Origin of the sequence: Klebsiella sp. 18074 (assembly GCF_902705905.1) — a bacterium.
In the GTDB taxonomy this organism is placed as follows: Bacteria; Pseudomonadota; Gammaproteobacteria; order Enterobacterales; family Enterobacteriaceae; genus Klebsiella; species Klebsiella terrigena.
The window spans coordinates 137,339-160,128 of sequence record NZ_CACSIS010000008.1; the positions used below are offsets into that span (position 1 = coordinate 137,339).

Genomic DNA, 22,790 nt, shown 5'->3' on the forward strand with positions numbered 1-22,790 from the left:
ATCCGTTCCCGCCTCTGCTGCGCGACGGCTTGCGCCGGCAGCGGAGGCGGGGCGTTTCCCGCTTAATATCCTGCATATTTCGTTGACCGACGAAGCATTCCCCGGCGTTTTCTTCTAGTTTCCAGTTCTGACGATCCGCGGCGCTGATCCAACGCCGCTTGCCTGTCCGTCGATTTATAATCATACTAATATGAGATTTTTAATTGTTTATAATTCTCTTTTTGAGAATTATTGTTGAAAGGAGTACGCAACGTGACTGAATACAGGCCAGAACTGAAGGCTTTCCTGCTGGCGCTGGCCGGTTCGGTGGTGCTGATCGTCGGGATGGGGTACGGGCGCTTTGCCTTTACCGGGATCCTGCCGCTGATGCTGGATGAGCATATTTTAACCCTGCGTGAAGGCAATCTCGCGGCGTCGGCGAACTACGCGGGGTATCTGCTGGGGGCGCTGATGCTGGCGAAGGCCAGGCCGGGCGATGCGAAGTGGTTAAACCTCGCGTCGGTACTCTTAACCCTGCTGTGTTTGGCGGCGATAGGCTGGCTACGGTCGCCACTGGCAATTATTGCGGTCAGGGGCGTTGCCGGCGTGCTGAGTGCGGTGACCCTGATCGCCGCCTCGCTGTGGCTGCTGCAGCATATGAAGCATCATAACGGCGCGCCGATCCTCTATTCGGGCGTCGGAATGGGCATTTTTCTCTCGGCGGAGTTTATTTCGCTCGCCAAAAGCCACGCCTTTACCAGCCAGCAGATCTGGCTGATCTGCGCCGCCAGCGCCGCACTTTTATTTGCGCTGGTTCTGCGCCTGCTGCTCAGCCCGTCGGACTACCTCGTGGACTGGAAACCGACGGTATCGGCTCAGGCAGCAGGCGCAGAAGGCCAGCGCGGGGATGCATGGAAGTTATTGATTATCTACGGCTTAGCCGGATTCGGCTATATCATCACCGCCACCTATTTGCCGCTGTTTCTCTCCGGCTCGCTCACCGGCATCGACCCGGTGCAGCTCTGGGCGCTGTTTGGCCTGGCGGCGGTACCGTCCTGTTTTGTCTGGCACAAGCTGGCGCTCAAGCTCGGCTACCGGCGAGCGTTTACCATTAACCTGATGGTGCAGGCGACAGGCGTGATCCTGCCCGCCTGGAGCCACTCGTTAGCGTTTTGCATGCTGAGCGCCCTGCTGGTTGGCTTCACCTTTATGGGCACCGTTACCCTTGCCCTTCCTGAAGGGCGGCGGCTGAATCATCTGGTGACATTCAACATGATCGCCGCCATGACCGCTACTTACGGCATCGGCCAGATTATTGGCCCGCTGGCGGCCGGCGTTCTGTACGGTCTGAGCGGATCTTTTAATGCCGCCCTCGGCGCCGCGGGCGGGGCGCTGTTTGTGGCCGCCGCACTGGTGACGATCGGCAAACCCGCCGGGCAACAGCGGGGGAGTTAACTATCGGCCGCCAGCAGCAGCTGCTGGCGCATGGCATCCAGCGCCGGCGAAACGTAGCCCTGGCGCCAGATAAGCTGGGTTATCGCCGTGCCGACCGGCTGCGAATCGCAGCCTTCCGGTAACGTCATTAGCGCCAGCACGCTCTGCGGGACGATCCCGGCATATCCGCCGGAGGCAATGCAGGCAATGACCGCGTGATACGAACCGATCTCCTGTATTTCAACGTTTTTCATTGCGGACAAAAATGATTCCGCCCGCTTGCGATAGCTGCAGCCCTGCGCAAACGCCGCCAGCCTGAACTCCTCCCGTCCCGCGGGGCTTATCAACATCAGCTCCTCGGCGAAGATCGGCAGGTATTCCAGCGCCTCGGGACACTCCGGCTGGCCGCTGGCGTTCAGCGGCAGGCTCACCAGCGCGCAGTCGAGCGCGGCGCTAAGCACGCGTTCGACCAGCTGCTGGGTAGGCATGGTTTGTAAGGTCAGGGCGACCGCCGGGCACTGCTGGTGAAAGCACGGCAGAATCGAGGTTAAGCGGCTGGCGGCGGCGGCCTCCATTGCCCCCATCCGCAGGCTTCCGGCGGGCTGCGTCGGATGCAGCGCCTGTTTCGCCTCTTCGGCCAGGCTCAGGATCCGCAGCGTGTAGTCAAGAAAGCGCTCCCCGGCGGCGGAGAGCACCATTTTTTTATTGCCGCGAACGAACAGCTCAACGCTGAGCTCTTCCTCAAGCTGCTGAATGCGCGTGGTGATGTTCGATTGCGCGCGGCCCAGCCTTTTTGCCGCCCGGGTGACGCTTTGCTCCTGCGCCACAATTTTAAAGATTTCCAGCGTGCTGTGGTCCATGTTTTTCTTCTAAATATGGAAATAATATTGATCTTAACATCTCAAAAAGAGATGTTAAGCACCGGATATCACAAATTTACGCAGGATCAATCATCATGAACCGCCTGACGCAGCAGCTTGATATTGTCTATCCCATTATACAGGCCCCGATGGCCGGCGTGTCCACGCCTGAACTGGCGGCGGCGGTTAGCAATGCCGGCGGCCTGGGTTCGTTGGGATTAGGCGCTTCCTCGGTGTCTCAGGCGCGGGCGCTGATCGGCAAAACGCGCCAGCTCACCGCCCGACCGTTTAACGTTAACCTTTTTTGCCACCTTCCGGCACGCAGAGATCCGCAGGTCGAAGCGCAGTGGATTGAGCGGCTACGCCCGGCGTTTGCCCAAGCGGGAAGCCAGCCGCCGCAGGCGCTGAGGGAGATTTATCAAACTTTCCTCGGGCACCAGCCGATGCTTGAGCTGCTGCTCGAACTGGCGCCGCCGGTGGTCAGTTTTCACTTCGGTATTCCGCCACGCAGCGTCATTCTGCGTCTGAAGGAGAGAGGCATTGTCACTATGGCCAGCGCCACCAGCGTTCAGGAGGCCCGGCAGATAGAGGCGCAGGGAGTGGATATCGTTATAGCTCAGGGCTACGAAGCGGGCGGCCATCGCGGGATCTTTGACCCGCGCGGCGACGACCAGCAGCTGAGCACCTTTACGCTGGTCCAAAGGCTGAAGCGGACGGTGGGCCTGCCAATTATTGCCGCCGGCGGCATTATGGACGGCGCGGGAATTTGCAGCGCCATAAGCCTCGGCGCCGAGGGCGCGCAGCTGGGGACCGCATTTCTGCTGTGCCCGGAATCGGCAGCGGATAACGGCTATCGGCGGGCGATTAAAAACAGTCCTGACCAGCAAACGGTGCTGACCGCGGCCATCTCCGGCCGTCCGGCGCGCTGCGTGCATAATGCCTGGAGCGCGCTGGCGCAACAGGCTGATGCCTCAGAGATCCCGGCTTATCCGCTGGCCTATGATGTCGGTAAAGCACTGGCGACCGCGGCTAAGGCCCAGGGCGATGAGGGCTACGGCGCCCATTGGGCAGGACAGGGGGTTGGTCTGATCCGCGAGCTGTCGGCGACGGAGCTGATGCAGACCTTAATTCACGAGTGCGGCTTCCGCTAGCGGCGGGGAAAAAGGGCGATGGGGGATCATCGCCCTTGCTGAGTCTAACGGCGGTGCGCCAGGCGGCGAACCAGACGGTCTCCGGTCATCTGTACGCCCTGGACCATCGCCACCAGGATCAATACCGTGCCTACCATCACCTCGTTATTAAAGCGCTGATAGCCGTAGCGGATCGCCAGGTCGCCCAGTCCGCCGCCGCCAATCACTCCGGCCATCGACGAAAAGCCAATCAGCATAACGATCGTCAGCGTTACTCCGGCCAGCAGGGTCGGCAGCGCTTCCGGCAGCAGGGATTTAAAAATCACGTGCCAGATGTTGCCGCCCATCGATAAAATCGCCTCAATCCGCCCGTAGTCCACCTCGTCCAGCGCGTTTTCCGTCAGCCGGGCGAAGAAGGGAAAGGCGCCGATAGTCACCGGAACCACCGCGGCGGTGCTTCCCAGGGTGGTGCCGATAATCAGTCGGGTAAACGGGATCAGCGCAATCAGCAGCACAATAAACGGCAGCGAACGGCCGAAATTGATCGCCGCCCCCAGCAGCGCGTTGAGTTTTGGCATCGGCAGCAGGCCGTTTTTGCGCGAGATAAACAGGATAATCCCGGTCGGTAGCCCGAGCAGGACGGTAAAAAATGCCGCCAGCCCGACCATATAAAGGGTATCCAACGTGCCGCCCACCAGCAGTGGCCAGAGGTCTTCCCAGCTCATGCTACTCCGCATAAAGGCCTCCCGTGAAAGCCGTGACGCGCCAGAAAATCACGCTCCGTTTGCGGATCGTGCAGCAGCGACTGACGCAGTTTTGACCACGGCGCCACCAGCAGATCGGCAATTTTACCGCTTTCAACAATTTCTCCTTTTTCCAGCAGCGCGGCGTGATCGCACAGGGTTTTAACCACTTCAAGTTCGTGGGTGATCAGCACGATGGTCAGATGCAGGCGCTGATTGATATCCGCCAGCAGCGCCAGCACCGAAGCGGTAGTTTCGGGGTCCAGCGCGCTGGTCGCTTCATCGCACAGCAGCACGTCGGGCCTCGCGGCCAGCGCGCGGGCAATCCCCACGCGCTGTTTCTGCCCACCCGAAAGCTGGGAGGGAAAGGCCTCGGCCTTATCGCTGAGCCCCACCAAATCGAGCAGTTCTTCCACCCGGGACCGGCGGTCGGCCTTCGCCATGCCGGCGATTTCCAGCGGCACCGCAATGTTGTCGGCGACGCTGCGCGCATGGAGCAGATTAAAATGCTGGAAGATCATGCCGGTTCGCAGGCGATAGGCGCGCAGGGACGATTTGTCCATCTGCGTAATATCATGCCCGTTCACAATAATGCGGCCCGCAGTGGGCCGCTCCAGCAGATTCAGACAGCGTATCAGCGTACTTTTGCCCGCGCCGCTGCGCCCGAGGATGCCGTAAACGGCGCCCTTAGGGACGTGCAGCGAGACATCGTTGAGCGCCGGTCGGCCCGTTCCGGCATAAGTTTTACTCAGCCCCAGCACCTCAATCATGACTGCGGCGCGACCGGTATCACCGAGCCGTTGTACTGTTTGCGGATAAATTCCGCCACCTGCGGCGACGTCAGATCCTTCGCCAGCTGCTTGATCCGCGGATCGTTGGCCAGGGACGGATTGGTGACGAGGATATTGGCGTAGGGGTTATGCGCCGCGCTTTCCAGACCCAGCGCATCTTTTGCCGGCGTCAGGCCCGCTTCCAGCGCATAGTTGCCGTTAATCACCGCCAGGTCGACGTCGTCGAGCGAGCGGGGGATTTGCGGTGATTCAATCTCAAGAATTTTGAGATGCTTAGGGTTCTCCACAATATCCTTTGGCGTTGCCAGAGTGGTGGCCGGATCGGTAAATTTCGCCGCCAGCTTGATCAGCCCCTGACTCTGCAGCAGGAACAGCGCCCGGCTCAGGTTGGTGGTGTTGTTCGGCACCGCGACGGTGGCATTCTCCGGCAGGGATTTGAAGTCTTTATGTTTACGCGAATAAATACCCAGCGGTTCAATATGTACCGTTGCCGCGACGGTAAAGGTTTTACCCAGCGCTTTCTCCTGGTCTTTCAGGTAGGGAACGTGCTGGAAATAGTTGGCATCCACGTCGCCGTTAGCCAGCAGCTCGTTGGCGTTCACGCCGCTGGTGAGCTCAACAATTTTCAGATCGAGGCTCGGATCGATTTTCTTGATGTAATTCAATATCTCGGCATGCGGTACCGGGTCAGCGGCGACGCGCAGCGCGGCGGCCTGCGCCGACGTCCATGCCAAAGAAAGAGACAGTGCTACCCCTGCCAGTTTAAAAGCGGCATTTTTCATGGTGTTTTCCTTTATTGTTATGTTTAAACGATCGGTTGTTCGGCGCGTTCGCGAAACACATCCTGGTAGTAGCGTTCGGCAACGTCCGGATGCGAGCGCAGGCGCCCCTTCAGGTAGTTCCAGCCCACCTCGCGCAAGAGCGGGTTTTGCGGATCGCTGTCCGGTCCAGGTGCCTCCTGCGCCAGCTCAGGCGGCAGGGTGTAGACCGGAACCACGGCATCCAGCTGCGCGCCGAGGAAGAAGGCGATAGAGAGGCGCTGCTGGTCCGCCGGCGGCGACACGACGCGATGCACCGTAGCGCGCAGATAGCCATTGGTCGCCAGCTCAAGAAGTTCGCCGATATTGACGACAAAGCTGCCGGCCAGCGGGATCGCATCGATCCAGCAGCCGGGGGAAACCTCAACCTGCAGCCCTTTTTGCTCATCCTGGAGTAAAAAGCTGAGGAACCCCGAGTCTTTGTGGGCGCCAACGCCCTGGGTGCTTTGCGTCTCCTGCTGGCCGGGGTAGCGGATCAGTTTGATATGCTCATTGGGCTGCTGGCCGTAGAGGGTATCAAAGGCGTCATTGGGCAAATTCAAGGCTTCGGCAAACGCGCGCAGCACGGTAATACCGACCTGCGTCATCGCGCTTTGCCAGCTCAGCAGCGTCGGTTTCAGGTCAGGTAACGCTTCCGGCCACAGGTTAGGCCCCTGCAGGCGCTGCCAGCGCGGCGCATCGTCACTCAGCGTCAGAGCGGGGCGCTCGGCGCCAATATCGAACTGCTCGCGCCAGTCCGGCTGCCCACGGGTGAGCTCAGACGCGGCGCGGTTGTAGCCGCGAAAGTGCGGAGAGTGGATCATGGCGACCGGCTGCTTTTGCTCATCGGCCAGCGCGAAGAAGCGGCGGGAGAGCTGCTGCACGCTGCGCTGCAGTTCGTCATCCACTCCATGATTGATCAGATAAAAGAAGCCGATATCGCGCGCGGCGTGGCGCAGGTCGGCGAGAAAAGCCGACTTTTCAGCGGAGTCCGCGTAGCGAGCAAGATCGAGAATCGGCAGCGTGGTTGCGTTCATTGTGTTCTCCGAAGGCGGTGTGCATATATTTTCGTGTATCCAGATTCAGGGTTCGGGGACAACAACAGCGCATAATCATTTCCTCAGTCAGGTGGTCAAAAACAGCTTGCCTTAAGCGAAAATAATCAACCAATAACCTTCTTTTCTAATTTATGACCGTCGGGGGTTCAGTGCTTTTGCGAATAATAGATAAGGGCGATAGCGCTCGCCGCCCGCCTTGCGAGTTGCGCGGGGCCGAAGGAGTCAGTATGGTGTGCGCAATTTCTCAGGTATTTCAGGACAGGACATTATGCAGCCTTCAAACGATCCCCTCCACGGCGTCACGCTTGAGGCGTTACTCAACGTACTGGTGGCAAAATATGGCTGGGCGGAGCTGGCAAAGCGCATCAATATTAACTGCTTTAAGAGCGATCCCAGCGTCAAATCCAGCCTCAAGTTTTTACGCCGGACGCCCTGGGCGCGCAAGGAAGTGGAAGAACTCTATATTGATAGCCTGGAAGATATTGCCGATGAACGGGAGGATATACCCACCGACGGCCCGTGGGCAAACTGGCAAAGTAAGAAGGAACCGCGCTAGCGGCGGTTAAGGCGTCTGCCTGCGCATCTGCCGCCACTTCACGGTGTGATAAATAAAATAGCCGGCGGCTAAAGGCAACGTCAGCGGCACTAATGCGAAGAGATACAACGCGCCGAATTGGCCTATTCCCCCGCCGTTAATCGTGTTAAATGTGCGCTCCGACGTCAGGTGAAGAAGCGTGTCATCGGCCCCGCGTTTCGCAAAGGGGAACAGCAAAATAGAGAGCCAGCCGAGCGCAATAAGCGGCCAGCCGACCTCATCATAGAGGTCGTAAATAAGCAGGCCGAAAAGGAAAACGCCCCACGCCAGCTTACCGATAAAATCCGTACGCTTAATAAAAAGCATCGCCGGATGCACGATGCGGACCGCGCGCTGCCGCGGCCTGCGGCTTCCCGTTTTCCGCGATTGGCGGTGGCTGTTTTTTCTGCTCACTTCCTGTTAATTATCCTGCTTAGCCGGGACGCAATAGCGCATGCCCCATAGTGATATTAACCGGCGAATTGAGCAAATATAATTCAGCCGCACTGCCAATAAACGGGAGGCGGATATTCTGCCTATATTTCTTCCCCGGGTGAAATAGCGCGCAGGGCGCCTGGCGCCTTGCCGGTAATACGCTTGAAAGCGCGGCTAAATGCGGCATGGGAGCTGTAGCCCAGCTTAAAGGCCACCTTTTCCAGAGCCTGGCCTTCATGGGAAATGTACTGAACGGCCAGACGCATGCGTAATTCGGTCAGATAGCGCGCGGGCGTCGTGCCGGTCGCCGCCAGAAAGCGTTCGGCAAACACCGAACGCGAGGTGCCGGCCTCACGGGCCAAATCCTCAACCTTCCAGTTAACCCCCGGCTGCTGATGCATCACGTAGATAGCCCGCGCCAGCTTCGGGTCGCGCAGCACCTGCACCCAGCCGGTGGCATTGCCGCAGCCGCACTCCACCCAGCCGCGAACGATCAGCGCCGCCACCACGTCCGCCAGCCGCGCGAGGATACCCGCATAGCCCGCCTGGCGGGTGAGGGTTTCTCGCTCCATTGCCGCCAGAAGAGGCTGGATCTCAGGCCGGGTGTTCAGCAGGCTGCTCACCATCATCACCTCCGGCATCGCTTTTACTAGCGGCTGCATGCCGCCGAGCTCAAAGTCCATACAGCCGCTGAAAATAATGGCGTTGTCCTGCTCCGGCTGCGGACCCTCGTTTTTGATGCAGCACACCGTACTGCACACCGGCTCGGTAGGCAGCTGCTGTACGTTGACGATTTGCGCCTGCGCGTCGGACATCAGCACGTGGCCGTCGCCGTTGGGAATAAACAGCGCATCGCCGCTCTCCAGAGCCAGCTGCTGCCCGCTGGCCATGCGCAGCACAACCGGGCCGCGGCTGATGAAGTGGAACTGCGCCTTGCCTGGCACATAGCTGAACTCCACCCCGAACGGCCGTCCGGATTCAATGCGCCGGTAGTTGACGCCTGAAAGGCGCATGCCGCGCAGCAGTTCACTGGTGAGATCGAGGGCCTGATGAGTCATAACGCGAATCCCGGACGAATTATCAATAATGGCAGAGTATGCATCATAGATCGTCCGAAGAGAAGTTTCTAAGCTGTGTCGGATTGTTAACTGTTCTGGAGAGATGTATATGAGTTCCTGCATTGTAGCCGATGAGAGCCAGCTAAACGCCAAACCCGCATGGCGGGCCGTTTATGCGCTGGCGCTGGGCGTTTTCGGCCTGATTGTTGCAGAGTTTCTTCCCGCCAGTCTGTTAACGCCGATGGCGACAAGCCTGGGCGTAAGTGAAGGGATGGCGGGGCAGGCGGTGACCGCCACGGCACTGGTGGCGCTGGTTACCGGGTTGCTCATTACCCCGGCGACCAGAAATATCGATCGCCGCTGGGTGCTGATGTTTTTTTCGCTGCTACAAATTATCTCCAGCATGATGGTTGCCTTTGCGCCTTCGCTTGAGTTTTTACTCCTCGGCCGTCTGCTGCTGGGGGTTGCGATCGGCGGGTTTTGGTCGATGTCCACCGCTACCGCAATGCGTCTGGTTCCCGCCGCGTATGTGCCAAAAGCGCTGGCCATTATCTTCTCCGCCGTATCGATAGCGACCGTCGTGGCCGCGCCGCTGGGCAGCTATTTAGGCGGGATGATCGGCTGGCGCAACGTATTTATCATCTGCGCGCTGCCGAGCCTGGCGGCCCTGTTCTGGCAGCTGTGGGTTCTGCCCTCCATGCGTCCGGAAAGCGCAGGCAGCTTTGCGACGCTGTTTAAGGTTCTGCGCCGGCCGGGGATGCTGGGCGGCATGCTGGCAACCATTTTGATCTTCAGCGGCCATTTCGCGTTCTTTACCTACCTGCGGCCGTTTCTGGAAACCGTCGCCCAGGCGAGCGTGGAAGGGGTTTCACTGATCCTGCTAGGCTTTGGGTTGGCGAACTTTGTCGGGACCTCTATTGCCGGGCATTTACTGGCCCGCAGCCTGCGCCTGACGCTGGCGCTCGTGCCGTTTGCGATGAGCATTCTGGCGCTGATGATGGTGACATTCGGCCATCTGATGCTGCTTGATGGTCTGATGGTAGCCATGTGGGGCTTCGCCTTTGGCCTGGTGCCGGTGGGCTGGTCAACCTGGCTTGCCACCACGGTGCCGGATGAGGCCGAAAGCGCCGGCGGGCTGCTGGTTGCCTCCATCCAGCTGGCCATCAGCGCCGGTGCGGCCGGCGGCGGGGCGGTGTTCGACATCACCGGCGCCAGCGGGGTCTTTACCGGCAGCGGGGTGCTGCTGCTCAGCGCGATGATCATTGTCCTGGTCGGCGTACGGGTAAAACCGGTGCCGAACGGAGAGTAAAGCAAGCGCCTGCGGGCGCTTTTTTCGTTTCGCCGTCAGCCGGCACGCTTCAGCGATCGGCCGGTCGGATCTTTTTTCCTGGCAGCCTTGGCGCCGCTTTTCCCCGCCAGCTCAACAAGACGCCTGAAGGTCGGGCACTCCATATGCGAAGACGCCGGGCAGTCGGCGACGTGGCGAAGCGTATCGCGCAGGGCGGTGAGCTGCTGGATCTGGCGGTCGATGCGGTCGGCCTGCTGGTGCAGCCCGGCGCGCGGAAGGTCGGGAGAACCCTGCTTGCCGAACATGCTCGCGATCTCATTGAGCGAAAAGCCCGCCGCTTTGCCCATGGTGATGAGCTTCAGATGCAAAAGCACGTCGTGCGGAAACTGCCTGCGCAGCCCGTGGCGTGAAATTGACGCGATCAGGCCTATCTCTTCGTAGTAGCGCAGCGCCGAGGGCCTGATCCCGCTCAGGGCTGAAACTTCACCGATATCCAGAAATTTCATGCTTGACCTCAATTCGACTTGAAGTCGTAGCATGCTCCTGAACCGAATTTCCGGCAAGAGGGCAAGGCTATGGCACAGGTGGAATTACCGATCCCGACACACAAACAGGCGGCAATAACGACGGCGCTCGCGCTCTGTATGCTGCTGGCCTCGCTGGGCACCAGCATCGCTAACATTGCGCTGCCCACGCTGGCCGCGGCCTTTTCCGCCCCTTTCCCGCAGGTGCAGGCGGTGGTCACCGTCTATCTGGCGGCGCTGACGATCTCGGTGCTGGTTGCCGGTCGCCTTGGCGATAGATGGGGGCTGAAGAGCATGCTGATGGTCGGCCTCGGCCTCTTTATCCTGGCCTCACTGCTCTGTAGCCTGGCCGCCAGCCTGTGGTTTTTAACCGCGGCGCGGGCGCTGCAGGGGGCGGGAGCCGCTTTCCTGATGACGCTAAGCATGGCCCTTATGAGACAGGCCGCCGGGAAGGATCGCATCGGCCGGGCGATGGGGCTGCTGGGAACCACCTCGGCGCTGGGCACGGCGCTCGGTCCCTCCTTCGGCGGGCTGCTGATAGCCTGGGCTGAATGGCGCAGTATTTTCTGGGTTCAGCTGCCGATCGCCTGCCTGGCGCTGCTGCTGGTGTTTATCGCCCTGCCGGCCGATCGCCGCGCGCGCGCCGAGTCACGAACAAGCCAGCGCCCGGCGCCGATCGGGCGTCTGGCGCCCTGGCTGCTGGTTAATCTTTTGGTGGCCGCGGTGATGATGGCTACCCTGGTGGTCGGGCCGTTCTATCTGGGCATCGCGCGTGACCTGAGCACCGCTGAAGTGGGCTTAGTGATGGCCATCGGCCCGGTGGTCTCTATCTTTTGCGGCGTGCCGGCCGGCCGCCTGGTTGACGGCTGGGGAACCCGTCGCACGCTCTACGTGGGGCTGATTCTGCTGGCGGCTGGGGCCTTTATGCTGGCAGAGCTGCCGAACCGGACGGGCATTATCGGCTATGTGCTGTCGATTATGGTTCTGACCCCCGGCTATCAGCTTTTCCAGGCCGCCAACAATACCGCCGCGCTGCTCGACGCGATACCGGGCCAGCAGGGCACGGTCTCAGGACTGCTCAGTCTCGCGCGGAATATGGGGCTAATCGCCGGTGCGGCGGTAATGGGAAGCGTTTTTTCGTTTGCCGCCGGCACGCAAGATCTCGTTCACGCTCCGGCGTCGGCCATCGGCGGCGCCATGCGGTTCACCTTCCTGCTTGCCGGCATCATGATGACCGCCGCTATCGGCATCGTGCTCGCCTGGCGCCTGAAAAAGTAACGCTGCCGCTGCGGGTCAATCCAGCCGCGGCAGCTGGCCGAGGATCTGCTCCAGGGAGAACCGTTCCTGACCGCTCAGCGTCTGCAGAGGGAACGGCAGGCACGGCGCCGGCGCCATGCCAAGGATCTCGACAACGGTGGCGATCGCGCGCAGGCTTCCGTGGCGGTGATAGAAGGCCCACAGCGGCTCAAGTTTCGCGCTAAGCCTGAGCGCCTCGTCTTCATCTCCGCGCAGAGCCGCCCGGGTCAGACGCAGAGCGTAGCGGGGGAAGAGTCCGCCGAGTACGGAGTACCAGACGCCGCAGCCGGCAATCAGGCCCGCCGCGGCACGGGCGTCGCCGCTGATGCCGAGCGTGACCTGTCCGGCGATCCGGCTCTTCAGGACGGCGATGCGCTGCGAGGCGGCGCTCCACTCTGCCGGAAGTTCGCCGAGTTTTATCGCAGCGACGCGGTTGAGGTTCGACAGGGCGACCAGCAGGTTGTCGGAAAAGTGAAACCCGGTGGTTGCCGGATTGTCGTAGACGCACAGCGGGACCGATAGCCCGGCGGTGACGCGGTCATACAGGCGAAACGCCTCATCGGCGCTCAGTTTCTGATACGACAGCGGCGCCAGCAGCACGCCGCTAACGCCGGCGTTTTGCGCATCCTCCGCCAGCCTCATGACCTCATCTGAGCTGATGCTGCTGATGCTGGTCATCACCGGAATACCGGACGCGGCGTCGACGGCGAGGCGGGTGACCCTGAGCCGCTGATCCCGGGTCAAGTAGGCGTAGCTGCCGGTCGAACCCAGCGCGCCTATGGAATCCACGCCGGCATCGACAAGGTTTTCAATCAGTGACACAAACGACTTCTCGTCGATCTCCGCCCCCGCCAGCGGGGTGAGAGGGAATGCGCTCAGGCCTGTAAACATCGTTGATTCCTTTTAAAAAATGGGAGTAACCCAGGCGACCGCAGCGTTTTATCAGGCAAACTTTCGCGATCCGCTAACGCACAGAATAACGCCTAAGGTGACGAAAACCATTATCGGGCTGACCGTTTCATGCAGCAGGATCGCCGACAGCGCCAGGCCAAAGAACGGCTGCAGCAGCTGGAGCTGGCCGACGGCGGCAATCCCGCCGATAGCCAGCCCTTTGTACCAAAAAATAAAGCCGATCAGCATACTGAAAAGCGATACGTACCCTAACGCCGCCCAAGCCGGGGCGCTAATGCCGCTGAGGGTTGCCGGCAGGGTTATAACGGTGGCGATCAGCATGAAAGGCAGGGAGATGATCAGCGCCCAACTGATCGCCTGCCAGCCGCCGATAGCGCGGGTCAGCTTTGCGCCCTCGGCGTAGCCCAGGCCACAGATAATAACGGCGGCCAGCATCAGCAGATCGCCGGTGAGCGACGCCGAGGCGCTTTGCGAGAGCGCGAAGCCCACAACCAGCAGGCTGCCGATGACTGAAAAGATCCAGAAGGCCGTTTTGGGCCGTTCACCGCCGCGCAGAACGCCGAAAATGGCCGTGGTCAGCGGCAAAAGACCGAGAAACACAATGGAGTGTGCGGCGGTGACGTGCTGCAGTGCGAGGGCGGTCAGCAGCGGAAAACCCACCACCACCCCCAGGGATACCACGGCCAGCGCGACGAGCTGCGAGGCGTGGGGGCGCCGCTGGCGAAAGCACAAAATCAGCGCGCAGGCCACTACTCCGGCGATAGACGCGCGCAGAAAGGTCAGAAAGAAAGGGGCCATCTCCAGCACCGCCACGCGCGTAGCGGGCAAAGAGCCGCTGAAAATAATCACGCCGAGCAGGCCGTTGAGCCAGCCGGAAACGACGCCGGGGTCGGCTTTATGTACCGCTGAATTCACCACTGTAACCTCATCTGTTTTTTCACGTTTACGGGCTTGAGCCTGGAGTCAGCGGATGGTAGCCTCGCCTATCTAATACAATCAAATTATTGTCATGGATACATTTGATGAAAGCCCGCTACAAAGGCATTGTTGATAAATTTGCGGAGGCGATTCGAAACGGCGAAATGTCGCCGGGAACCCGCCTGCCGACGCACCGGCATCTCTCCGCGCAGGAGCATATCTCTTTGGCGACCGCTACCCGGGTCTACAGCGAGCTGGAGGCGATGGGGCTGGTGAGCGGCGAAACCGGGCGCGGCACCTTTGTCAGAGAGCGGTCGCTGCCCCCGGGCCACGGCGTCGATCAGCAGACGGTGGCGACGGACGTGCTCGACCTGAATTTTAACTATCCGGCGCTGCCGGGGCAGGGAGAGATGCTGCGCGACGCGCTGCGGCAGCTTTCGGCGGCCGGCGACATCGAGTCGCATCTGCGCTATCAACCCCACGCCGGCAGGCTCGGTGAGCGCGAGATTATGGCCAGGCACTTTTGCCGGTACGAATTTCGGCCGACGGCGGACAACCTGCTGATCGTCAACGGCGCCCAGCACGGGCTGACCGTCACGGTGATGGGGCTGCTGAGGCCCGGCGACGTCGTCGCCGTGGATGCGCTGACCTATTCGGGGTTCAAAGCGCTGGCCGAGCTCTACCATCTTGAGCTTATCGCCATCCCGTCCCTCGCCGATGGCCCGGATTTAGCGGCCCTCAGGCAGATCTGTCAAAAAAGACGCGTCCGGGCGGTCTACGTCATGCCGACGCTGCACAATCCGCTGGGCTGGGTACTTAGCCGCGCCCAGCGCAAGGCGCTGGCCGAGATTGCCCGCGCCCACGATCTGCTGATCGTCGAAGATACCGCCTACGCCTACCTGGTGCGACGGCCGCCGCCCCCGCTGGCGTGCTATGCGCCAGAGCGCACCGTCTATATCAGCGGATTTTCAAAAAACGTGGCGACCGGCTTGCGGGTCGGGGTAGTTATCTGCCCTGAAAGCTATCGCTCCGCGCTGGAGAGAGCGATTCGCGCCACGACCTGGAATACCCCCTCCGTGCTGACGGCGCTGGTCTGCGGCTGGATCCAGGACGGCACCGTCAGGCGCTTTGAAACGCTGAAAAGAGCCGATGCGCGCCAGCGGCAGGTGGTGTTAAGAGAGGCACTGGGCGATCTTCCCTGCGTGAGCCATCCGGACGCCTATTTTGCCTGGCTGCCGCTGCCGGATGAGGCGAGGGCGGATCGGGTGGTCAAGGCGCTGATGGACGACAATATTTCCGTTTCGACGGCGGAGCCTTTCTGCACCGCGCAAACCATCCCCCAGGCCATCCGGCTGGCGCTGGGATCGGTCTCGACGGAGAGTTTGCGGCCCGCGCTGGTTAAGGTTCGCGAGGCGGTGGAAGCAGAACGGTATCGTTAGCAGCAGGACGGCCGTCACGCCTTCGCGCAGGCCGCGCGTGCATCTATGCGGCTTCTGGCGTCAGCCGATAGTGCGACTGCACCAGGCCCGAAGGGAAGCTGTGGTTTGATAACAGCGTCAAATCGATATCCCGGGGCAGGGATCCGAAAAGCGGCTTGCCCGAACCGAGCAGGACGGGAACGGTGGTGATAATGATATCGGCGACCAGCCCTTCGCGCAGGAACGACTGGATCAGCTGCCCGCCGTCGATATAGACGCGGTGCGCGTTCTGCGCCGCCAGGTCGTCCAGCACCTCCTTCGGCGTGCGGCGGGAGAACTGCACTTTACCCTTCAGCGCCTCGGGCACGGGGGTATCGGTCAGCTGGCGGGAGAGCACCAGCACGGGCAGGTCATAGGGCCATTCGTCGAAGGCCAGCACCTTCTCATAGGTTCCCCGGCCCATCACGATCCAGTCTTTGTCCGCGATGAACGCCATATAGCCGTGATCTTCCGTCGGATCGTCGCGCTGCAGCAGCCAGCCGATATCGCCATCCTGCCGGGCGATGTAGCCATCAAGGCTGACCGCGATAAAAACGTGTGTGGTGACCATGAGCGCTCCGTATTCAGGCTGCAGATTAAGTTGAGTTTAGGGCCCTGGCGAGGCGGGCATAAACGCAGAGAAAAACGCAGGCCTAAAAGTACGGAAAAATTCCGCCAAGGACAAGCCGCTAAAATCGGTACTCAAGGGGCGATTTTGCGACGGCCCGTTCGGCCAGTTACTCAAAACAGGCGCTGCGCTCACAGCACTCGTCGCAGCTCGGCGAGCGGCAGACGACCTCTCCCTGCTGAAGCAGGCAGCGCTGGCGGTAGAAGAACTTTTTCCAGCGCATATTATGTTCGTTCATCACCACCAGCTGCGGAAAGCAGTCGCTCATCAGCAGGCGCAGCTCGGCCCGTGACTCAAGGCCAAGATCCTGCCAGAGATGGTTATAGGCCAGAGAGACCTCGGCGACGATCTGCGCCATCGGCCCGGCATCCTGCTGCATCCACCCCGCCAGCCACGTAACGAGCTGCCTGCGCTCCTCTTCGCGGGTGGCGTTCAGCTCCGCCATCAGACGACGGCGGGTGAGCGCCTCGCCGTCCAGCGGCGTTTCGACCTGAGCCAGACGCTGACCTAATGCCAGCCAGTCGCTCTGGCTGAGCCCCATCCGTAGGGGAAAGCTGCCTTTCCCCACGTGATAGAGCAGCCACAGGCGGTTTAGCCAGTCGCGCGGTGGCATCAGGCGACCCCCTGCTGCGCCAGCGCGGCGGGCCAGCTGCCTCGACGCTGCTGCCACCAGTCGGGGAGCACCTCGGAAACCGGCCGCCATGCCCCCTCGACGCAGGGCTCAATGCCCGCCTGCTCCAGCTTTTGCCACGGCGCATGACCGATGCGCACGCAGAATACGGCTTTAACGTCCGCCAGCAGCGCAAGGATCGCCGCAAACCTGGCGTCGTTATCTTGCGGCTCGCAGCCGTCGCTGCCGTGGCAGTATTTCGGCGTAAACCGCTCATTGACCAGCACCATGCCGGCGGCCGACAGGCTGTAGATGTAGAAGCGGCCGGCGTGACCAAAATGGCTGTCAATCACGTCTCCGCGGCCTGAGGCGACCGCAACCAGGCAGGCGTCGTCGGCCTCGGACTCTCCTCGGGTGGCGATGCTGGCATGAAGCTGGGCGCGCTGATGGAGAATGGGCAGCCAGGCGGGGAGGCTTACCGCGGCCGGCAGCTCGGTAAACTGCTGGCTGCGATCCTCCCCCAGCATACCGATAGCGTCGGCGCGGCACTGATGGCAGTGGGTCATCTGCGGCATCACTTCGCCGCAGCGGCTGCGGGTGGCGGCGAGCATTTCAACATCCGGCTCCGGCTGGCCGTTAAGGCCGAAAACCGTGCCGTGCTCCGGTCTGGCGATCAGCGGCATAATATTGTGAATAAAAGCGCCGCTGGCCTGCAGCCGACGGCTGACGTCGGCCATGCCGCTGTCGTTAATCCCCGGGATCAGCACCGAGTTTATCTTCACCAGCACCCCTTTGGCGGTCAGCCGTCTCACGCCCTCCAGCTGGCGGGCGATGAGGATCTCTCCGGCCTCGCGCCCGCTGTAGCGCTCACCGTCGAGCCAGAGCCAGGCATAAATTTGCGCGGCGACATCGGCATCCAGCGTATTAATGGTGACCGTGACGTGGTCAACGCCGACATCCAGCAGACGATCCACCGCATCGGGCAGCATCAGGCCGTTGGTCGACAGGCACAGCTTCAGGTCCGGCAGCTGGTCGCGTATCAGCTCGAGGGTGCGGAAGGTGCGGGTGATATTGGCGAGCGGGTCGCCGGGACCGGCGATCCCGACCACTGAAAGCTGCGGGATGGCCTCGGCGACCTGGCGTACTTTGCGCACCGCTTGTTCAGGCGTCAGCAGCGTTGAGGAGACGCCGGGGCGGGATTCATTGCTGCAGTCGAACTTGCGGTTACAGTAGTTGCACTGCAAATTGCAGGCGGGGGCGACCGGCAGATGCATCCGCGCAAAGCGGTGATGCCCGCTGCGCGAATAGCAGGGGTGCGCAGCGGCCTTATCGGTAACGAAAGGCGTTAACGCGCCGCTGTCCGCGGAGTGACAGGCTTTACCGGCAGGGAAAGAGGAGCAGGAAGTCATGGTCGTACCTTCATGGTTGGGCGATACTTTCCTGCTGCAAATGCTGTACCAAACGTCGATTTACCAACGCACTGAAAATTAAAGAGAATATTAGGCAATGAATTGTCGCAATTCCGCCCCGTTGCTGACAATGTCCTGAACCTCACACGACGGGTCAGATTCGCGGCATGGCGATGTCCATAATCTGGATCCTATAGGCGACCTGGCGCGGCGTCATCCCGAGCAGGCGCGCCGCTTTGGCCTGCACCCAGCCGGCTTTTTCCAGCGCGGCGATCAGCCGCTGGCGCTCATCGAGGGTATTATCGAGCCAGCCATCCTCTGACGGGCCGCTGGCGGGTTGCGTTTTCGGCATCGTGTCGTAGTGATTGAACAAAATCACGTCCCGGTCGATCAGTCCGCTCTCCGACATCACCGCCGAACGCTCAAGGCAGTTTTCCAGCTCGCGCACGTTTCCCGGCCAGCTGTACTCCATCAGCAGGCGGATCGCCCCGTCGCTGATCCGCAGCGACCGCCCCTGATTTTGGGCGATTTTGCGTACCAGAAAATGCGCCAGCTCGGCGATATCCTCCTGGCGCTCGCGCAACGGGGGCAGGACGACAGGCATCACGTTGAGGCGATAGTAGAGATCCTCGCGGAAATGCCCCAGCCGCACCTCCTCCTCCAGATGGCGGTTGGTCGCCGCGATAATGCGCACGTTTACCCGCAGGGTTTCATCGCCGCCCACGCGCTCCATCTCTCCCTCCTGCAGGATACGCAGCAGCTTAGCCTGGAATGAGGCGCTGCTTTCGCCAATCTCATCGAGAAACAGGGTGCCACCGTCCGCCAGCTCAAAGCGGCCTTTGCGCTGCCGCACCGCCCCGGTAAAGGCGCCTTTCTCATGACCAAACAGCTCGCTCTCCAGCAGGGTATCCGGCAGCGCCGCGCAGTTAAACTTGACGAACGCGGCGGCGGCGCGCGGCGAGTTATGGTGAATGGCATTGGCAATCAGCTCTTTCCCGGTTCCGCTCTCGCCGCGTACCAGCACCGTGGTATCCCAGCGGGAGACCTGACGAATAATCTCCATAATCTGGCGCATTGCCGGGCTTTTACCGACCATCGTATCGAGGCCAAAACCGCGCACAGGCGCGCAGGTGCGCGGCCGCTCGGCTCTGGCGAGGGGCTGAGCTGGCTGCTGCGCGGAGGTCGGGAGGATCATCAGGCGAATGGTCTGGGCTATCAGGTTAGCCACGGTTTCAAGAAACCGCGTGCAGGCCGGGAGACGCTCGTCCTGACGCACCATCGGCTGGGCCGACAGCACGCCAATGGGCTGAGAGTTGGGCCCCATCAGCGGCACGGCGATAAACGGCAGATCGTAATCATAGAGGCTGAGGCGGTCGAGAAAGCGCCGATCGTCGGCGACGCGCGGCAGCACCAGCGACTGGCCCCGCGCGAGCACGGTGCCGACCAGTCCTTCCCCCGGCCGGTAGCGGATCTGCGTACTGCCCGGCAGCGTCTGGCCATCCGTCTGCTGTAGCGCTTCGATGCTGAGAATTTCCTGCTCGCTATCGTAAAGGCAGATCATGCCGTGCTGCATAAAGGCGTCGTTGTACAGCACGCTCAGCACCTCCTGGAGCGTCTTGCTGGCCTCGGTGGCGCGGCTCAGCACCACGCTGATGCGCTGCATGGCGGTGAACTGCTGAGAGAGGTCAAAGCGCCTGACGGTGGTGTCTGGGTCGGGTTTGTGGGTCATAGCTCGCCTCCGTTCAGGGTGTTAAAGAGGGGGAAGCGCAGAACAAGGCAGGTTCCCCCCTGCGGGCGGGAAGTGAGTTCGATGGCACCGCGATGGTGGGCGACCAGGGTCTGGATGAGCCGCAGCTCCATCCCCTTGCCGGGAGAGTTTAAGGCGTCGGGGGAGTGAGTATAGCGCACCTGCAGTAGCGGCACATTGTCGTTGAGGTAGAGCGAAAGCCAGCCCTCTTCCTCTTCGGCGTAGAGCTGCATCTCCAGCGGCACGGAGGGCAGCTCGGCGGCGAGGGCCAGCGTGCGGTCAAACCACAGGCTTAAGCAGGCCAGCAGCTGCGTGCGCTGGCCGAAGCCGATCAGGTGCGGGGAGGCCATATCGACCAGCAGCACGCCGCGATCGTCGAAGCGGGTGCGGTAGAGCGCGCACAGATCGTCGAAGAAGGGCTGCAGCGGCCAGGCGGCGTTGCTCTCCAGCTCCAGGGAGGGCCGGCAGCGCTGCAGGCGGGCCATCGCCTCTTCACCTTCGCGCCACGCCGCTTCCAGCGCCACGTTACCGCCGCCTTCGCCGTTCAGCCGCCGCGCCGCCGCCAGCATGTTGATCGGACAGTTAAGCTGAATTAGCGCCGCGTCGAGCGACTCGCGAATGGCGGCCAGCAGCTTACCGGCGGTCATCTGCTGCTTGAGCCGGTCGAGGCGGCCCTGCTCGTGCTGCTGGCGCTGCTGCGAGCAGTCGGTGATAACGACCAGCGTCCGCGCCGGGGCGCTGTCGACGAAATAGCGGCTGGCCTCTTCGCTGACGCCGGGCAGCGCCCAGCAGGTCACCGACAGCCAGCGTACCGCGCCGCGCACCGCCAGCGGCAGAATTTGCTCCGCGCCGGGCCCCATTTTACGCGGCGAAACCTGCAGTTCGACCAGCAGCTCTTTCCCGCCGCAGTCGGCGCAGAAGGTTTTGTAGGCGAGGTTATCCATCACCACCCGATCCTGCTCGTCGACCACTACTACGGCGGCGGGAATATTATTGAGCACGGCTTCCATCAGCGTCATGTGATTGCGCAGGCGCTGCTCGAGGGTGTAGCTGACGCTGATGTCGCGCTGCATCGCCAGATAGTGCTCCAGCTCGCCCTGGGGATTGAGTACCGGCGTGATGTCGATATCTACCAGATAGAGCCCGCCGTCGTGGCGCTGATTGATCAGCTGGCCGCGCCAGGGCTGGCGCTGGAGCAGCGTTTGCCACATCTGCTGGTAAATTTCGCGCGGCGTCTGGCTGCTGGCCAGCAGCCGCGGGTTCTGGTTCAGCAACTGCGCCAGCGAATAGCCGGTCTGGCGGCAAAACGCCGGATTGGCGTAAATGATATTGGCTCTCGCATCGGTCAGCGAAATCGCCACCGACGCCTGTTCTACCATGGTAAAAAACAGCCCCGGATGTTGTTGAGTCAGCGCGCCGGCAATCGCCTCCGGCACGGCGTTATCGAGCATCATATTCAGGGTCATCGCAAACTCCTGTGTCGCAGTTATGACAATTTGTCCGACACCGCGACGCCAACGGCGCGGTGTTATTCGCATCCTGATAACCATGCAAATCGTGAGCCCTTATCAAAGCGACCTGATGAAACATTGATCCAACAGCGGAATATCGGGTTATTTTTGCGTTGCTGCGGCCCGGAAGGGCCCGCTGCGAGCGGAAGAAGGGCGAAGGGGCGATCGTTATGGGGCAGACCTGGGCCGCAGTGGTGCAAATAAACCTGGCACAGTCTTCGCAATACCCCTGCCGACAACTGGTGTTTTAAACCCCTTCCCGACAGGAGCGTAACATGGCGAACATTGGCATTTTCTTTGGCACGGATACCGGCAAAACGCGCAAAATTGCGAAACTGATCCACAAGCAACTGGGCGGCGTAGCGGATGCCCCGGTCAACATTAACCGCACGACGTTGGAGGCATTTTTGGCCTATCCGGTGCTGCTGCTGGGTACGCCAACGCTGGGCGACGGGCAGTTGCCGGGCCTTGCGGCCGGATGCGAGAGCGAATCGTGGAGCGAATTTATCCCTGCCCTCGACGGCATCAGCCTGAGCGGTAAAACCGTGGCGCTATTCGGTCTCGGCGATCAGCAGGGCTATCCGGACAACTTCGCCAGCGGAATGCGCCCGCTGTATGATGTCCTGAGCCGCTGCGGGGCGCAGATTATCGGCAGCTGGCCGAATGAGGGATATGCGTTCAGCGCCTCATCGGCGCTGGAGGGAGAGCGGTTTGTGGGACTGGTTCTCGACCAGGATAACCAGTTCGATCGCAGCGAAGAGCGCCTGAGCCGCTGGCTTGAGGAGATCAAACGCGTGGTGCTGTGAGTTTTCGCGGGTAGCCGCCAGGGCTACCCGCACAACCCCGGCTGGCATGAAATCATCTCCTGCAGCCATCGGCGCTGATGGCGCTGCTGGCTTTGCTGCCACAGATAATCGCGGGCGCTCTCCAGCGCCTGCTGCTGCTCCATCGGCACGGCGGGGCGAATCGCTTCGCACCACAGCAGGTGCCATCCCAGCTCGCTGGCGATCGGCGGGCTCAGCGCATCCTCCGTGAGCGAAAACAGCGCCGTCTCCAGCTGCGGATAGAGCAATCCCCGACTAATCCAGCCTAAGCGTCCGCCCTCCAGCGCGCTCGGGCACTGGGAATAGCGCTGCGCCAGCGGCGCAAAGGCATCGCGGGAGGTGCTGATTTGCTGATGCAGCCCGAGAATTTGCCGATGAACCGCCTCGAGGTCGCCATCGACCGTCAGCAGCAGGTGGCGGGTCAGGCGCTGCTCCGGGCGCATAAAATGCGCCTGATGGTGAAGATACCAGGCCTGCACCGTTGACGGGTCCGGCTGCGGCACCTGCTGCGCCAGTACGGCAAAGGCGATCTCCAGGCGGGTGTGATGCAGCACGATGGCCGCTCGCTCCTCGGGGGTAAAGCCGCCTTCGCTAAGCCAGATCCCAAGCGACGCGGCCACGCTATCCCTCAGCTCTGGCGCAATATCGTGCGCCGGCGCCAGGGTGACGATAGCCAGCTCCATCTGACGCTGGCGCTGCCAGGCCTGCTCAAAGGCCTGGCTGTCGGCGGCGTTTAATGCCGCCGGTTCACTGTTCCAGCGGCTGCGCGCCAGGCGCTGGCGGCCAAACCGTTCCCATGCGTTCATG

The 22,790-nt window shown here is 61.6% G+C and carries 23 protein-coding genes; 7 read left to right on the top strand and 16 right to left on the bottom strand.

Going from position 1 to position 22,790, the window contains the following annotated elements:
• The first annotated feature begins 252 nt into the window (after positions 1-252).
• Complete coding sequence (locus tag GVK32_RS10350; protein WP_370461151.1) at positions 253-1,434, top strand: YbfB/YjiJ family MFS transporter; 1,182 nt, start codon at positions 253-255, stop codon at positions 1,432-1,434.
• Here the strand turns inward: GVK32_RS10350 and GVK32_RS10355 are convergent.
• A complete protein-coding gene (locus tag GVK32_RS10355) occupies positions 1,431-2,273 on the bottom strand; it encodes a LysR family transcriptional regulator (protein WP_159869085.1) in 843 nt (280 codons plus the stop codon). The two genes, GVK32_RS10350 and GVK32_RS10355, sit on opposite strands and share 4 nt — an antisense overlap.
• Before the next feature lie 95 nt (positions 2,274-2,368).
• On the opposite strand from GVK32_RS10355, the gene GVK32_RS10360 reads away from it, so the two are divergent.
• Positions 2,369-3,424, top strand: a complete 1,056-nt coding sequence (locus GVK32_RS10360) for a nitronate monooxygenase family protein (RefSeq protein WP_159869088.1) — start codon at positions 2,369-2,371, stop codon at positions 3,422-3,424.
• Positions 3,425-3,468: 44 nt separating this feature from the next.
• Here GVK32_RS10360 and GVK32_RS10365 read toward each other — a convergent pair whose 3' ends face one another.
• Genes GVK32_RS10365 through GVK32_RS10380 form a run of 4 tightly spaced genes read right to left on the bottom strand, consistent with a single transcriptional unit; the run spans position 3,469 to position 6,771 of the window.
• Complete coding sequence (locus GVK32_RS10365) at positions 3,469-4,128, bottom strand: methionine ABC transporter permease (RefSeq protein ID WP_166646187.1); 660 nt, start codon at positions 4,126-4,128, stop codon at positions 3,469-3,471.
• Positions 4,125-4,916, bottom strand: coding sequence for a methionine ABC transporter ATP-binding protein (locus GVK32_RS10370; protein WP_159869091.1), 792 nt, complete (start codon positions 4,914-4,916; stop codon positions 4,125-4,127). Before GVK32_RS10370 ends, GVK32_RS10365 begins: the two co-directional genes overlap by 4 nt.
• Positions 4,913-5,719 (bottom strand): MetQ/NlpA family ABC transporter substrate-binding protein, encoded by an 807-nt coding sequence (locus GVK32_RS10375; protein ID WP_041145614.1) that lies wholly within the window; start codon positions 5,717-5,719, stop codon positions 4,913-4,915. The genes GVK32_RS10370 and GVK32_RS10375 overlap by 4 nt, the downstream gene beginning before the upstream one ends.
• A 23-nt stretch (positions 5,720-5,742) precedes the next feature.
• Positions 5,743-6,771: an isopenicillin N synthase family oxygenase gene (locus tag GVK32_RS10380; protein ID WP_159869094.1), complete on the bottom strand. Its 1,029-nt coding sequence runs from the start codon at positions 6,769-6,771 to the stop codon at positions 5,743-5,745.
• A gap of 289 nt (positions 6,772-7,060) precedes the next feature.
• Here GVK32_RS10380 and GVK32_RS10385 point away from each other — a divergent pair, with 289 nt between their 5' ends.
• Positions 7,061-7,348, top strand: a complete 288-nt coding sequence (locus tag GVK32_RS10385) for a VF530 family DNA-binding protein (RefSeq protein WP_159869097.1) — start codon at positions 7,061-7,063, stop codon at positions 7,346-7,348.
• A 6-nt stretch (positions 7,349-7,354) separates the two neighbouring features.
• On the opposite strand, the gene GVK32_RS10390 is transcribed toward GVK32_RS10385, so the two are convergent.
• Together GVK32_RS10390 and GVK32_RS10395 are read right to left on the bottom strand one after the other, a co-directional pair.
• Positions 7,355-7,780, bottom strand: a complete 426-nt coding sequence (locus tag GVK32_RS10390) for a hypothetical protein (RefSeq protein ID WP_159869100.1) — start codon at positions 7,778-7,780, stop codon at positions 7,355-7,357.
• A gap of 122 nt (positions 7,781-7,902) precedes the next feature.
• Positions 7,903-8,859, bottom strand: coding sequence for an AraC family transcriptional regulator (locus tag GVK32_RS10395; protein WP_159869103.1), 957 nt, complete (start codon positions 8,857-8,859; stop codon positions 7,903-7,905).
• Positions 8,860-8,968: 109 nt separating this feature from the next.
• Here GVK32_RS10395 and GVK32_RS10400 point away from each other — a divergent pair, with 109 nt between their 5' ends.
• Complete coding sequence (locus GVK32_RS10400; RefSeq protein WP_159869106.1) at positions 8,969-10,168, top strand: MFS transporter; 1,200 nt, start codon at positions 8,969-8,971, stop codon at positions 10,166-10,168.
• Between the two features lie 35 nt (positions 10,169-10,203).
• On the opposite strand, the gene GVK32_RS10405 is transcribed toward GVK32_RS10400, so the two are convergent.
• Positions 10,204-10,653, bottom strand: a complete 450-nt coding sequence (locus tag GVK32_RS10405) for a helix-turn-helix domain-containing protein (RefSeq protein WP_159869109.1) — start codon at positions 10,651-10,653, stop codon at positions 10,204-10,206.
• A 69-nt stretch (positions 10,654-10,722) separates the two neighbouring features.
• On the opposite strand from GVK32_RS10405, the gene GVK32_RS10410 reads away from it, so the two are divergent.
• Entirely contained in the window at positions 10,723-11,949 is a 1,227-nt protein-coding gene (locus tag GVK32_RS10410; RefSeq protein WP_159869112.1) for an MFS transporter, read from the top strand.
• 15 nt (positions 11,950-11,964) lie between these two features.
• On the opposite strand, the gene GVK32_RS10415 is transcribed toward GVK32_RS10410, so the two are convergent.
• Both GVK32_RS10415 and GVK32_RS10420 read right to left on the bottom strand, forming a co-directional pair.
• Entirely contained in the window at positions 11,965-12,858 is an 894-nt protein-coding gene (locus GVK32_RS10415) for a dihydrodipicolinate synthase family protein (RefSeq protein ID WP_159869115.1), read from the bottom strand.
• Positions 12,859-12,909: 51 nt separating this feature from the next.
• Positions 12,910-13,797: a DMT family transporter gene (locus GVK32_RS10420; RefSeq protein WP_159869118.1), complete on the bottom strand. Its 888-nt coding sequence runs from the start codon at positions 13,795-13,797 to the stop codon at positions 12,910-12,912.
• A 104-nt stretch (positions 13,798-13,901) separates the two neighbouring features.
• Between GVK32_RS10420 and GVK32_RS10425 the strand changes: the two genes are divergently transcribed.
• Positions 13,902-15,236 (top strand): PLP-dependent aminotransferase family protein, encoded by a 1,335-nt coding sequence (locus GVK32_RS10425; RefSeq protein WP_159869121.1) that lies wholly within the window; start codon positions 13,902-13,904, stop codon positions 15,234-15,236.
• A 43-nt stretch (positions 15,237-15,279) separates the two neighbouring features.
• Here GVK32_RS10425 and GVK32_RS10430 read toward each other — a convergent pair whose 3' ends face one another.
• The 5 genes from GVK32_RS10430 to nifL form a co-directional block, all read right to left on the bottom strand.
• Entirely contained in the window at positions 15,280-15,825 is a 546-nt protein-coding gene (locus GVK32_RS10430; protein WP_159869124.1) for a dihydrofolate reductase family protein, read from the bottom strand.
• 166 nt (positions 15,826-15,991) lie between these two features.
• The gene (locus GVK32_RS10435; protein ID WP_159869127.1) at positions 15,992-16,495 is read right to left on the bottom strand and encodes a nitrogen fixation protein NifQ; all 504 of its coding nucleotides are present in this window, start codon (positions 16,493-16,495) and stop codon (positions 15,992-15,994) included.
• Entirely contained in the window at positions 16,495-17,901 is a 1,407-nt protein-coding gene (gene nifB, locus GVK32_RS10440; protein ID WP_159869130.1) for a nitrogenase cofactor biosynthesis protein NifB, read from the bottom strand. The genes GVK32_RS10435 and nifB overlap by 1 nt, the downstream gene beginning before the upstream one ends.
• 154 nt (positions 17,902-18,055) lie before the next feature.
• Complete coding sequence (nifA, locus tag GVK32_RS10445) at positions 18,056-19,630, bottom strand: nif-specific transcriptional activator NifA (RefSeq protein WP_159869133.1); 1,575 nt, start codon at positions 19,628-19,630, stop codon at positions 18,056-18,058.
• Positions 19,627-21,114 carry a nitrogen fixation negative regulator NifL gene (gene nifL, locus GVK32_RS10450; RefSeq protein ID WP_159869136.1) on the bottom strand — a complete coding sequence of 496 codons (1,488 nt, stop codon included), beginning with the start codon at positions 21,112-21,114 and terminating at the stop codon, positions 19,627-19,629. Before nifL ends, nifA begins: the two co-directional genes overlap by 4 nt.
• Positions 21,115-21,434: 320 nt before the next feature.
• On the opposite strand from nifL, the gene GVK32_RS10455 reads away from it, so the two are divergent.
• Positions 21,435-21,965 carry a flavodoxin gene (locus tag GVK32_RS10455; RefSeq protein WP_159869139.1) on the top strand — a complete coding sequence of 177 codons (531 nt, stop codon included), beginning with the start codon at positions 21,435-21,437 and terminating at the stop codon, positions 21,963-21,965.
• A gap of 23 nt (positions 21,966-21,988) precedes the next feature.
• Here GVK32_RS10455 and nifM read toward each other — a convergent pair whose 3' ends face one another.
• Positions 21,989-22,789: a nitrogen fixation protein NifM gene (gene nifM / locus GVK32_RS10460; protein ID WP_159869142.1), complete on the bottom strand. Its 801-nt coding sequence runs from the start codon at positions 22,787-22,789 to the stop codon at positions 21,989-21,991.
• Position 22,790: the final 1 nt, after the last annotated feature.